12 protein-coding genes are annotated in these 12,335 nt (G+C 64.8%); 3 read left to right on the forward strand and 9 right to left on the reverse strand.

The genetic code is table 11. The features are described 5' to 3' along the window. Positions 1-12 precede the first annotated feature (12 nt). The 3 genes from ACIPIJ_RS08230 to ACIPIJ_RS08240 form a co-directional block, all read right to left on the reverse strand. A complete protein-coding gene (locus tag ACIPIJ_RS08230) occupies positions 13-699 on the reverse strand; it encodes a type 1 glutamine amidotransferase domain-containing protein (protein WP_401074780.1) in 687 nt (228 codons plus the stop codon). Between the two features lie 107 nt (positions 700-806). Next, positions 807-1,019, reverse strand: a complete 213-nt coding sequence (locus tag ACIPIJ_RS08235) for a DUF1737 domain-containing protein (RefSeq protein WP_401074783.1) — start codon at positions 1,017-1,019, stop codon at positions 807-809. A gap of 49 nt (positions 1,020-1,068) precedes the next feature. Further along, on the reverse strand, positions 1,069-1,980 hold the full coding sequence (locus ACIPIJ_RS08240; RefSeq protein ID WP_401074785.1) for a LysR family transcriptional regulator: 912 nt from the start codon (positions 1,978-1,980) through the stop codon (positions 1,069-1,071). A gap of 95 nt (positions 1,981-2,075) precedes the next feature. Between ACIPIJ_RS08240 and ACIPIJ_RS08245 the strand changes: the two genes are divergently transcribed. Then, positions 2,076-3,251: an MFS transporter gene (locus ACIPIJ_RS08245; protein ID WP_401074788.1), complete on the forward strand. Its 1,176-nt coding sequence runs from the start codon at positions 2,076-2,078 to the stop codon at positions 3,249-3,251. Between the two features lie 75 nt (positions 3,252-3,326). Here ACIPIJ_RS08245 and ACIPIJ_RS08250 read toward each other — a convergent pair whose 3' ends face one another. Then, entirely contained in the window at positions 3,327-4,484 is a 1,158-nt protein-coding gene (locus ACIPIJ_RS08250) for an MFS transporter (protein ID WP_401074791.1), read from the reverse strand. 53 nt (positions 4,485-4,537) lie between these two features. Next, positions 4,538-6,220 (reverse strand): amidohydrolase, encoded by a 1,683-nt coding sequence (locus ACIPIJ_RS08255; protein ID WP_401074793.1) that lies wholly within the window; start codon positions 6,218-6,220, stop codon positions 4,538-4,540. Positions 6,221-6,352: 132 nt separating this feature from the next. Here ACIPIJ_RS08255 and ACIPIJ_RS08260 point away from each other — a divergent pair, with 132 nt between their 5' ends. Both ACIPIJ_RS08260 and ACIPIJ_RS08265 read left to right on the forward strand, forming a co-directional pair. After that, positions 6,353-6,973, forward strand: coding sequence for a TetR/AcrR family transcriptional regulator (locus ACIPIJ_RS08260; RefSeq protein ID WP_401074796.1), 621 nt, complete (start codon positions 6,353-6,355; stop codon positions 6,971-6,973). Between the two features lie 10 nt (positions 6,974-6,983). Next, positions 6,984-7,463 carry a GNAT family N-acetyltransferase gene (locus tag ACIPIJ_RS08265; RefSeq protein WP_401074799.1) on the forward strand — a complete coding sequence of 160 codons (480 nt, stop codon included), beginning with the start codon at positions 6,984-6,986 and terminating at the stop codon, positions 7,461-7,463. Here ACIPIJ_RS08265 and ACIPIJ_RS08270 read toward each other — a convergent pair. The 4 genes from ACIPIJ_RS08270 to ACIPIJ_RS08285 form a co-directional block, all read right to left on the reverse strand. After that, on the reverse strand, positions 7,433-9,913 hold the full coding sequence (locus ACIPIJ_RS08270; protein WP_401074801.1) for a TonB-dependent siderophore receptor: 2,481 nt from the start codon (positions 9,911-9,913) through the stop codon (positions 7,433-7,435). The genes ACIPIJ_RS08265 and ACIPIJ_RS08270 overlap by 31 nt on opposite strands. A gap of 96 nt (positions 9,914-10,009) precedes the next feature. Continuing rightward, positions 10,010-10,978 carry a FecR domain-containing protein gene (locus tag ACIPIJ_RS08275; RefSeq protein ID WP_401074804.1) on the reverse strand — a complete coding sequence of 323 codons (969 nt, stop codon included), beginning with the start codon at positions 10,976-10,978 and terminating at the stop codon, positions 10,010-10,012. Continuing rightward, positions 10,975-11,478 carry a sigma-70 family RNA polymerase sigma factor gene (locus ACIPIJ_RS08280; RefSeq protein ID WP_401074806.1) on the reverse strand — a complete coding sequence of 168 codons (504 nt, stop codon included), beginning with the start codon at positions 11,476-11,478 and terminating at the stop codon, positions 10,975-10,977. The genes ACIPIJ_RS08275 and ACIPIJ_RS08280 overlap by 4 nt, the downstream gene beginning before the upstream one ends. Positions 11,479-11,647: 169 nt before the next feature. Next, positions 11,648-12,229, reverse strand: a complete 582-nt coding sequence (locus ACIPIJ_RS08285) for a helix-turn-helix domain-containing protein (RefSeq protein WP_401074809.1) — start codon at positions 12,227-12,229, stop codon at positions 11,648-11,650. Positions 12,230-12,335 lie beyond the last annotated feature (106 nt).

A 12,335-nucleotide genomic window follows, 5' to 3' on the forward strand; every position in this document is an offset into this window, starting at 1 on the left:
GCGTGGGGGCCGCTATCCGCGCGCCAGCCGGTCGAGCAGCGCCGTGGCGGCTGCCTCGGACGATGCCGGGTTCTGGCCGGTGATCAGGTGGCCGTCCTCGACCACATGGCTCGCCCAGTCTGCTCCCTTGGAATACTCGCCACCGTTGCTTTTGAGCATGTCCTCGACCAGGAACGGCACTACCTGGGTCAGCCCGACCGCATCTTCTTCGCTATTGGCGAAACCGGTCACTTTCTTGCCCTTGACGATTGAATGGCCATCCGGCGCAGTGACGTGCCTGAACACCCCCGGTGCATGGCAGACCGCGGCAATTGGCTTGTTGGAGGCATAGAAGGCTTCAAGCAGTGTCTTCGAGTCCTCGTCCTCGGCCAGGTCCCACAGCGGCCCATGACCACCGGGGTAGAACACGGCGTCGAAGTTGTAAGGGTCGATTTCGCTCAGCGGTACCGTGTCGGCCAAGGTCATCTGCCCTTCGGTGTCACTGCGAAAACGCCGGGTGGCGTCGGTCTGGGCATCGTCTTCGTCGCTCTTCGGGTCCAGCGGTGGCTGGCCGCCCTTGGGCGAAGCGAGGGTGACGTCGGCGTTGGCGTCGATGAACACGTAGTAGGGCGCGGCAAATTCTTCCAGCCAGAAGCCGGTTTTCTTGCCGGTGTCGCCCAATTGGTCGTGGGATGTCAGCACCATCAGGATCTTTTTCATCTGAACCCGTCCTCCAAGCGTGAATGGGCAGCGCGCCGTTCGCCCTGCATTACTGTGGGAGGGCGCAGCAGCGCAGACGTTCCCTGTGCAGGATCATCGTCGTGCTTTCACTTCACGGGGGCCTGGGGCTGATGAACCGGCCACAGCACCGCCTGGCCTGCGATCACGCACTGCTGCTGCGGGTCGTAGGTGAGGCTTGGCGAGCCGTGCAGTTCATAACCCTGCGCGAGTATTTCCGAGATTCTGCGGCAGAATGCGGCATCGTCCTTGCCGGTGATCAGGCGGTAGCGGGGGAGGCCGTCGGGCGGGTTCGCGGGCATGTTCAACTCCTTGTGTGTCGGGCCACCGATAATGCCGTTTTACCGCGCCTCATTCCACCGCCAGCGGCCAGCCCTGGTGGTGCTGCACCAGAAAATCCACGAACACCCGCACCCGCGCTGGCATCGCCGGGCCGCCGACGAATACCGCGTGGATCGGCTCGCGGTCGCCCGGGTTGTAAGCCTCCAGCAGCGGCACCAGTGCGCCGTTTCGCAGTTCATCGGCGACGGTGAAGGTGCCGATACGTGCAATGCCGGCCCCCACCTTGGCCAGTTGCGCCAGGGCCTCGCCGCTGCTGCATTCGATGTTGCCGGTCACCTTCAGCGAAAATGTCTGCCCCTCGCGACGGAACGGCCACTCGGACACTGCACGGCGGAAGTTGAACCGCAGGCAGTTGTGCCGGGCCAGGTCCTCGGGTTGCTCGGGAGTGCCACAGCGCTCCAGGTATTCGGGCGAGGCCACGATGACTTCGCCGGTGTCGCCGACGAAGCGCGCCGTCAACGCGCTGTCTGGCAGATGGCCGAAGCGCAAGGCGACATCCGCCTGGCCACCGAGGATGTCGGTGATTTCGTCGCTCAGGGTCAGGTCGACCAGCACGTGCGGATACAGGGCGCTGAACGCCGCCACCAGCGGCACCACCGTCTGCCGGCCGTGGCCAAGCGCAGCGCTGACCCTCAGCCGGCCCCTGGGTACACCCTGGTCGGTGATGGCTTCTTCGACTTCGACCAGGTCGGCCAGGATGCGCCGCGCGCCGCGCAAGTACGCATCGCCCTCGGCGGTCAGGTTGATTGCTCGGGTGGTGCGCAACAACAGGCGGGTGCCCAGGCGCTGTTCGGTGCGGGCGATGATCCGGCTCACCGCCGAGGGTGTCAGCCCCAGCGCCCGCGCCGCTGCGGACAGGCTGCCTGCATCCACCACCTTGGCAAATACCTCCATCTCGCCGGAGCGCCCGTTGTAATCCATTTGTGCCTCTTACGCAAAGGTGGTTGCCAGAAAAGCGGTCTAGTGCTTCGAAAAATCGAATCGTAGCATTCCAGGCACAGATTAGGAGCTTTGCCATGCGTATCAACCCCCCACTTGTCGCACTCGCCGTCGGCGCCTTTGGCATCGGCGTCACCGAGTTCGCCCCCATGGGCATGTTGCCCAGTATTGCTGCCGACCTCGGCGTGTCGATCCCTGCAGCCGGGCTGCTGGTCAGCGCCTATGCCCTTGGCGTGCTGATCGGCGCGCCGCTGATGACGCTCACCACCGGCAAGATCCCACGGCGTTACTTGCTGATCGGGCTGATGGCGATTTTCACCCTGGGCAACCTGATGTCGGCGCTGGCGACCGATTACCACAGCTTGCTCATCGCCCGCGTGGTCACTTCGCTCAACCATGGCGCGTTCTTCGGCGTCGGTTCGATCGTTGCGGCCAGCGTGGTGCCGCCGGAAAAACGTGCCGGGGCGGTGGCCGCTATGTTCATGGGGCTGACGCTTGCCACTATCGGCGGTGTGCCAATGGCCACCTGGTTCGGTGAGTTGATGGGGTGGCGTACCGCGTTCTGGGGCATTGCCGGCCTTGGGCTGGTGACGATGGTAGCCCTGTGGTTTGCCTTGCCTGACCTGAAGTTGCCGGCCAGTGATGGCGTGATGGCCGAAATCCGTGTACTGGGGCGTGGGCCGGTGTTGTCGGCGCTGGCGCTGACGGTGGTCGGCTCCAGTGCGATGTTCACCGTGTTCACCTACATCGCGCCCATCCTGCACAGCGAGGCGGGGGCTTCCACCCCGTTCATCACGGCCATGCTGGTGCTGTTCGGTGTCGGCCTGACCTTGGGCAACGTGTGGGGCGGCAAGGCGGCGGACCGTTCGGTCGACCGCACCTTGATGGTCTCGCTGGCGGTGCTGATTGCGGTGTTGTTGGTGTTCCCGCTGGTGCTCGGCTGGCCGCTGCCGACTGCCTTGGCCGTGCTGGTCTGGGGCGCCGCCAGTTTTGCCCTGGTGCCGCCGCTGCAGATGCGGGTGATGGAGGCCGCCAAGCAGGCGCCTAACTTGGCGTCGGCGGTGAACATCGGCGCGTTCAATTTGGGTAATGCCATCGGTGCTGCGCTGGGTGGTGCGGTGATCAATGCAGGGCTGGGCTACCCGGCGATTTCGCTGGCAGGCGCGGCGATGGCGGGGCTGGGGCTGCTGCTGACGGTGGCCTGGCGCACGCGGACCAAAGCGCTGGTCCTGGACGCCAACCCATCTCGCTGATTCAGCAAGGGCCCTGTGGGAGCGGGCTTGCCCGCTCCCACAGGATAGGTGCTGGCCTTGCAGGCTGAGACCGATTCAATCAGCCACTTGAACGCGGTTGCGATGCACCATCCCCGCCGCACACTTGAGCGCAAACCCCAGCACGATCGCCACCCCGGCACTGACAAAGATCGTCTCGCGCCCCGCACTCTGCTGTTGCACCGCCACGAACGCAGGCGCCACGGCCGCTGCCCCCATTTGTAGGATACTCACCCATGGCGTCAGCGTGCCCTTCGGGTCATGGGTGGCGATGGCCCCCATGTAGTAGGTCAGCGCCAGCACCCAGCCAAAATTCATCAGGAACAACGCCCCGCACAACTGCTGCGCATCATGGGAGTGCCGCGCCAGTAGCACGATCGACAGCAGCACCAGCAGTGAACCCATGCCGATCATCGGCCCACGGCTCACCCGCGCGCCGAGCACGCTCGGCAGCGCCCCGCCAGGCAAACCGCCGAGTATACCCAGCCCGAACGCCCAGCCCACGTCCACCGGCCCGATCCCGCGCTCGCGCGCCAGGTGGTCGACAAACCCCCAGATGCAATAAATGGCCAGCTGCAGGCACAGCATCCCCAGCAACGCCGCGCGCCCGAGCATGGCCGAGCCGCCACCGCGCTGCGCAGGCTGCTGCGGCGCCTCGCGGTGCATTCGGGTAGGGACCAGCAGCGCTGCCAGGCCGATCAATACGAACCAGAAGCCCATGGATGCAATCGCCCCCCGGTTGCCAATCAGCTCCGCCAACTGCGGCATGCATGTGGCAGACAGGGCGAAGACGGCGGTCTGGATCAGCAGCGACAGCCCATACGAGCGGTCCTGCCCAGGCATGCGCCCCAGCCCACTGATCGCCCCCGCATACAGCAGCCCGGCGGCCATGCCACAGGCCAGGCGGCAGACGATCAGCGCCGACAGTGCGTCCAGCGCGCCACTGAGCAGGTTCAGTGCGCCGGCCGCGAGCGCGGCCGTCACGTATAGGCCCCGGCCACCGAAGCACCGCCCTAGAACAGGCAGGAGCAGGCTGCCCAGCAAGGTGCCGGCCATTTCCACAGACAGGATCCAGCCTTGCTGGCTCAGGTCCAGGTTCAGCCGTTCACTGACCAGGCCGATGAAGATCGGTTGCACGCCAATGATGATCAGCGCCGTGGCGGCGATGTAGATCAGGGCGGCACGCAGAAGCAGGGTGTTTTTATTGTTGTGCATTGGAGTTTCCCGGGTGCAGCAGGGCGCGCGGCCCGCAGGCCGCGGCAGTCAGGTCAGGCGTGGGGGAGGGTGCCTGCGTCATGGGTGATGCGGCCGTTCATCAAGGTCAGCGCCACCTCGGTCTTGCCGATCTGGTAGCGGTCGAGCTCGAACAGGTCTTGCTCAAGGATGATGATGTCGGCCCGCTTGCCTTCAGTGATCGAGCCGATCTCTTTCTCCAGGCCCAGCTGGTAGGCGCCGTTGAGGGTGTAGGCGGCAATCAGTTGGGGAATGCTCAGGCGTTCGTCGGCATCGGGCATCACCGGTGCATCGGGCTCGCCGCTGAGCTGGCGGGTGTGGCCCGATTCGATGTGTTCGACCGGTTTGTGCTGGCAGCGGCACTGGCACACCAGCCCGTCCATGCCGATGGACACGGTCACGCCCTGGTCGATGAAGCTGCGGAACTTGTACATCGAGGCCCAGCGCTTGAAACCGTAAGACTGCTGGATTGCCTCGGCATAGGCATCGACCACGCCCCACTGCAGTTGGGTATTGGCCATGACGCCGATACGGCGAAAACGCGGGATGTCGTCAGGGTGGGTGAGGAAGGCGTGGGTGATGACATGGCGGCGCTCGCGCGGTGGGTTGCTGGCGAAGGTGCGCTCGAACACGTCCAGGGCCATGCGCACCGCCGCGTCACCCACCGCATGCACCATCACATCGATGCCGTTGGCATCGGCGTTGCGCACATGCTGTTCGAACACGGCCTCCGGCATGGTCGTCGCGCCGCAGCTGTGCGGCTTGTCGCAGTAAGGTTCAAGCAGGTAGGCGGTGTGGTTCAGTTCGGTGCCGTCGAGCATCAGCTTCAGGGTTTGCGCCTTGACCAATGGCGAGGCATAGCGCGCGCGCAGGTCTTGCAGGCAGGCGACCGGGTCGTCCTCGGTGCCCGTGTTGATGTAGCTGCCCACCACCCGCACCTTCAGGCGTGCTTCGCGCTCCAGTTGCTGCAGGGTTTCGTACAGCAGGGCCTGGTCGCCGGCCGGGTCGAGGAAGCCGGCGTCGAACACCGTGGTGATACCAGCAGCCACCAGTTTTTCCTGCCAAAACGGGATGGAGCGCAGGTACAGGTCGATGCCGGTCGGCAGGTAGCCTGCTTCGCTCAGGCGTTGCATTAGCAAGGAGTAGGCGGCGCAGTCGATGATGATGCCCGTCGGCTCGCCGGTCACCGGGTCCTTTTCGAACCAGCTGGCGCCTTCTTCCACCGCCGGGGTATCGCGGTCGATGCCGGCAGCGTTCAGCGCAAACGTGTTGACCCACATGGTGTGGTAATCGGTGGACAGCAGGCACACCGGTTTGTCCGGGCAGATCGCGTCCAGCACTTCGCGGCGCAGCAGGTGCGGTGGCATCAGCGGCTGGATCCAGCCCATGCCGGTGATGGCCGTTTCCGTAGGGTTGGCGTCGACGTAGCGTTTGAGCAGGGCCAGCACTTCATCTGGGTCTTCATGGTTGACCAGCGCCTGGAAGGCGAAAGCGGTGCTGGAGAAGTGCCAGTGCGACTCGACGAAGCCGGGCAGCACCAGCTTGCCGCCGGCATCCACTAACCGCGTTGCCGGGCTGGCGTGGGCCATGACGCTGGCGTTATCGCCCACGCAGACGATGCGTTCCCCTTGCACGGCCACGGCGTTGGCCCAGGGCCGGTGCGGGTCGACGGTGTAGAGGCGGGCGTTATGGATGATGAGGTCTGCAGCGGTGGTCATGGCGGCTCCCTGGGTCAAAATGCCGCGCTAGTTTTGCGTCGATAAAAAGTTTTAGTCAATAAAATATTTTTGCGAGTTCAGCGATGTTGTATGCTGCCCATTCCCACCGATGGGTTCGACAAAGGTAGTGACGTGAGCGGATTACGCGAACAGCAGAAGGCCATGCGCCGGGAAACCATCAGCCGTACCGCGCTTGGCCTGTTCGAGGCGCAGGGCTACCAGACCACCACCATGGAACAGATCGCGCGCCTGGCGGCGGTGTCGGTGCCCACCGTGTTTGCCTACTTCGGCAGTAAGCAGGAGATCCTGCTGGAAAAACTGCGCGAAGCCGACCATCGCGCGGTCACCCAGGCGCGCCGCCGCCTGCCGGAATTCGACGATGCGCTGGATGCCTTGTGCTGCTACGAGGAACACCTCACCGACTACGCCTTCGCCGTGCTGCCTGCGCCGCTGTGGCGGGAGATACTGCCGCCCTTGCTGCCCCTGCTGGGCGGTGATCAGCACGACGTGCCGGCGGCGTACAAACGGGTCAACGACGCACTGGTCGATGAGTTGAAGCACTTGCTGCAGGATCTATGCGACAGCGGCAAGCTGCGGGCTGACCTGGATGTCGGCTATGCGGCGTTTCTGATCAACGACTATGGGCACCTGCAGTTGCTGCGCCTGTGCAATGGCGATGCGCTGGACATGGCCACGCACCGCGCCGAGGTGCGCAGGTTCATGGCCATGTTGCTGGCCGGCATGCGCCAATGAGGGGACGCCCATGGCTGTGACGCTGCGCAAGGCACGGGTCACCGACCTCCCTTCGATCTATTTGGGCGAGCAGGACTACATCCGCACCTGGGAGCCCGCTCACGCACTGGCCTGGCAGAACGACCTGCACCGCCACCTGACACGCTGGGTCGAGCACTTCGAGCGGCTCACCGTGGCGTTGCTGGATGAGCAGTTTGCCGGCTATTCGTTGTGGGCGCCCACCGAGGGGCAGGCCGAGCTGTGCACGATCAACGTCAGCCCGGCTTATCGGCGCTGTGGCATTGGCCGGGCGCTGCTGGAGCGTTATGGCGCCGATGCCGCACAAGCGAACTGTACCCGCCTGGTGCTGAGTGTCCGGGCAGACAACCCCGCCAGGTTGATGTACGAACAGGCAGGCTTCGCTTGCACCGGCACCGATTGCCATGGCTACCTGCGTTACGAAACAGTGACCGAGAGCCTTCAGAACGTGCCGCGCAAGGTCACCATGTAGCTGCGCGGTGCCCCATACCAGTTGCCGGTGTTGCTGGCATCCACGGTTTGGAAGTAGGTCTTGTCGAACAGGTTGTTGCCGTTGAGCGTGGCCGTCCAGTGCGCGTCGATGCGGTATTCGATCAAGCCGTTCCACAGCGCATACCCCGCCTGGCGGAACGCGTACGGGTCTTGCTGGCTGAGCGAGCCGTCGGGCATGCGATGCTGGACGAAACCTTGCTTGTAGCTGTCGCTTTGAATCGTTGCGCCCAGGCCGACCTTCCAGCGCTCGAACTCACCCGGCAGCTGATAGGTGGTGAAGAACTTGAACAAGTGCTTGGGCGTCTGCGTGCTCATCGGTTGGCCGTCGTTGCTCGGGTTGCCGGCGGTGCGCTGTTTGTTGATGTTCAGGGTGTAGCCGACCATCGCCTGCCAACCCGGTGCCAGCTCGCCGGAAATCTCGCTGTCGATGCCCTTGCTGATCACCTCGCCCGAAGCGCTGTAGAACCCTTGCCCGATGCTCACTGCCTCATTCATGCGCTGGGTGTAATACAGCGCACTGGACAGGTTCAGGCGCCCGCCCAGCAATTCACCCTTGGTGCCGAACTCATAGGTTTCGCCCTCGATTGGGTCCAGCGGCTGGCTGCTGGCCGACTTGTAGGCAGTCTGTGGTTGGAAGATCTCGGCGTAGCTGGTGTACAGCGACCACTGCTCGTTGAGGTCCAGCACCACGGAGCCGAAGGGGGTGATCTCGCCGCGGTTGCTCTCCTTGACCCGGGTGTCCATGTTGAAGTTGGGCACCACAGTGCGCACGTTGTCGCGGTAGTCGGAGTAGCGTGCGCCGAGGGTCAGGTGCAGCGGTTCGGCCAGTTGCGCTTTAAACGTGGCGTAGGCGCCGGATTTGCGCTGGTTCCAGTCGGGGTTGTAGTAATAGATGCCGGGCGTGCGTGGCTTGGGCATCGACCCTGCGTCGCCGCTGGTGATGTCGAACGGCACGTTGATGTCGCTGCTCGCCGACAGGTCGCTGTGGTCGGAATAGGTGCGCATCACCTCTTCATAGTCGGCGCCCACCAGCACTTCGTGTTGCAGGCCGAAGGCTTCGAAGGTGCCGGACAGGTTGGTGTCGAACAGGTCCTGCTCGTTGCTGTAGCCGCGGATGAAACGTTTGAAGGTGGTCAGGTTGGTGACTGGGTTGACCGAGTCGCTGACCTCGCCGATGTCCTGGGTCGAATCGAATTTGCTCTTGGTGTAACTGGCCTTGAGCGTCCAGTTGTCGTTCAGCGCGTGGTCGACCTTGGCGAAGTATTCGGTGCGTTTGTAGTTGTTGGCCGACCAGTCGGCTGCCAGCGAGCGGCTGCGCGAGCTGCCGATGGGCGAGCCGTCCTTGTAGCGCACCATGCCGCGGTCCCAGTAGCCGTCCATGTCGCGCCATTCGTAGGTGCCGCCGACAGTAACCAGCGTGGCGGGGCTGAGGTCGGCTTCGAGGGTGCCGAAGATCACGTGTTTTTCACTGTCGGCGTTGTCGTAGAAGTATTGTTTATCTTCGAACGACATCGCCACCCGGCCGCGCAAGGCGCCGTCGAACCCGAGCGGCCCGGTCAGGTCGACTTCGCTGCGGTAGTTGTCCCAGCTGCCGGCCGACTGGCTGATCTTCAGCTGGTTGTAGGGCAGGGCGCGCTTGCGCACCAGGTTGATGCTGCCACCGGGGTCGCCGGTGCCGCCGAACAGGCCGTCCGAGCCGCGCAGCACCTCGACGTGGTCGTAGGCGGTCATGTCGGGGAGGGTGTCGAAGGTTTCGTTGCGCAGCATCGGCGCGCCGCTGTCGGTCTGGATGCTGCGGATGACGAAGCCGCGCGAGTAGATCTCGTTCTTCGAATCGTTGCCACCCACCACGGTGATGCCCGTGGTCTGGTCGAGCACCTGGGTGAGGCTGGTGAGGTGCTGGTCCGCGATGCGCTGGCTGCTCATCACCGACACCGACTGCGGGGTTTCACGCAGGCTGCGGGCACGCTTGCCGCCTGCTGCGATGGCACCGGTAGTGTAGGAGCCGGTATTTTCGGTCTGCTCGCCAAGGTTGGCGGTACTGGTCACGTTGGTCGGGTCGAGCGCCACGGCGCCGTGCTGTGCGCCAGTGCCGATGGGCATCAGGCGATAGCCGCCGCTGTCTTGCGCCACCGCCAGCAAGCCACTGCCTTGCAGCAGGCGCTGCAGGGCCTGGTCGCTGCTGAAACTGCCTTGCAGCCCAGGGCTGTATTTGCCGGCCAGGTCGGCGGGAGCGAAGGCGATGTTCAGGCCGGTGGCGCGGCTTAGCGCGGTCAACGCGGCGTCCAGTGAACCTGCGGGGATGGCCAGTGCATGGCTGGCGCTGCTGTCGGCGGGTGCGGCCTGGGCCAGCGGTACACTGGCCAGGCCCAGGCTGGCGCAGAACAGGGCATGGCGGATGGCGATGCGCAAGGGAAGGTGTCGGGTCACGTCGAGTCTCGTTGGCAGTGTGAGTGTTTTGCTGTATATGCCGGGCGAGATCGACAACCCCTTCACACTGCGAAGCATTTTTTGCGTAGGTGGGTATCAGGCGCTCAGGCGCACCCAGTATCGGGTGTAGGCGTGCAGGCGCAGGCCGTGGGCCTGGGCGATGAAGGCCAGGGTGGCATCGGTGTCGGTGAGGTTGAAGTTGCCGCTGATCAGGCGTTGGCCGACCTGCGGGTCGCAACCCAGGTAGCCGCTGCGGTAGCGGCCGAGTTCGCCGAGCAGCTCGGCCAGTGGCATGTCGCGTGCGGGCAGCACACCGTCGCGCCAGGCTGCGGCGTCCTGGGCGCTACCGGGTAAGCGCAGGCAATTGTCCGCCGTCATCTGCCAGGTTTCGCCAGCCTGGGCGATGACCGCTTCACCGTGGCGCGGCTGCAGGCGCACCGCGCCTTCGGTAACGCCCAGGCGGCAGGCTTGTGGGGCCAGGCGCACGCTGAAGCAGGTGCCCAGGGCTTCGAACTGCCCCAACGCCGTGTCCACGCGCAGCGGGCGAGGGCGCGGGCTGCTGCTGTCGGCGCCGCTGTTGAGGTTCAGCTCGCCGCGCAGCAATTCGATATGCCGGGCACGCTCGTCGAAGTGCAGGCGCACGGCGCTGTCGGTGTTGAGCTCCAGCAGGCTGCCATCGGCGAGGGTCCAGCGCCGGTGTTCGCCCACGCCGGTGCTGTAGTCGGCCAGCAAGCGCTGCACGGGCGCGGCATCGCGCAGGCCCCAGCTGGTGCTACCGACTGCGGCGAACAGGGCCAGCAGCTTGAGCATCTGGCGCCGTTGCAGGCGTGCTTCGGGCAATTTGGCCAGTGCCTGGCGGGCCAGCCCGCTCGGCATGCCGGCAAACCGGCCGGTCAGGCTCTGCATACGCGCCCAGGCCTGGCGGTGCACGTCGTCACTGGCCAGCCAGGCGTCAAAGGCCTGGCGGGTGGCGAGGTCGGGTTGGTTGTAGGTCAGGCGGATTGACCATTCGATGGCCTCGTCGACCGCATCGCTCGGCAGCGAAGGCAGCGCGGCGCCTTTCATGGCGTGCCCTCGAAAACCAGTTGGTAGCAATGGCGCAGGGCCTTGGCCAGGTCACGCTCCACCGTCGACAGCGACACCCCCAGCTGCTCGGCGATGCGCGGGCAGGGCAAACCGTCCAGTTGTGCCAGCAGGAAGACCGTGCGCGCCCGCTCCGGCAAACTGTCGAGCAGGCGGTCGATGGCCACCAGGGCTTCGATGGCCAGGGCACTGACCTCCGGCGAAGGCGCTTGCGCCTCGGGCAACTGCGCCAGGGTGTCAAGCCAGGCGCGTTCGATGTCGCGGTGGCGCCAGAGGTCGATCACCAGGCCGCGGGCAATGGTCCGCAGATACGCGCGTGGCGTTTGTGGCACCTGTGCTTGGCGCCGCTGCAGCACGCGTACGAAGGTGTCCTGGGCCAGGTCGGCTGCATCCGCCGCGTTGTTCAGCCGATGGCGCAGCCAGCCTTGCAGCCAGCTGTGGTGTTCGACGTAGAGGTGCTCGATGGGGTGTCTGGCGGGCATGCGTGCTTCCCTTGCCATGCATGAATGCTAATGAATCGCATTATTACCCATTGTTCGACCGGCAAACCAGTGCTTTGCCATTTGCCCTGGCCCGCGATCGTGCGCTACGCCTCCTCACCGGTCGATCAACCGATGACGAGGCATGTGCACCGCGTGCCGGGCCCTGCACTCAAGGGTGCTCGATCACCATCACGGCGGTAGTATCCGCCTCGAACGCTTCGAACACATGCGGCAGGTGCGCCGAGTAGCTGATGTAGTCGCCTGCGTGCAGCAACACGGGGTCGCTGGCCGGGCCGATGTTGGCGCTGCCGGTACACAGCACCACGTGCTCGACCGTGCCTGGCAGGTGGGGTTGCGACAACCGCGCCTCCCCGGGCTGCACCTTCAGCCGGTAAATGTCCCGCTGCACGCCGGCAGGGCAGTCGGCCAGCAGGGTGGCGGCGTAGTTGGAGGCTTCGGCATAGGCGGTCATGCCCTCGTTGGCACGGATGACACGCAGGTGCTGCTGCGGTTGTTCGAAGAACCGCGTCACCTGCAGGCCCATGGCCATGGCCAATGACCACAGGGTTTCGATACTGGGGTTGCCGATACCCGATTCGAGCTGTGACAAGGTCGACTTGGCAACCCCAGCGCGCTTGGCCAGCTCGGTGACCGAGAGCCCGGCCAGCTGTCGTTCACGTTTGATTGCCAGGGCCAGCAGGTCGATCCGGCTGAGCGGGTTGCCGGGCATTTCGTTCGTTATGTCATTCATTTGTTCTTTAAATCATCCTTAAAGGTGTTGACGGTCCGGCAGGTGCTGTTCACTATGTCGGTCGTTAGTTCATTATATCGTTCGATTTGCCGACCATGGGGCCAGC

Origin of the sequence: Pseudomonas sp. NPDC087185 (assembly GCF_044744955.1) — a bacterium.
Taxonomy (GTDB): Bacteria; Pseudomonadota; Gammaproteobacteria; order Pseudomonadales; family Pseudomonadaceae; genus Aquipseudomonas.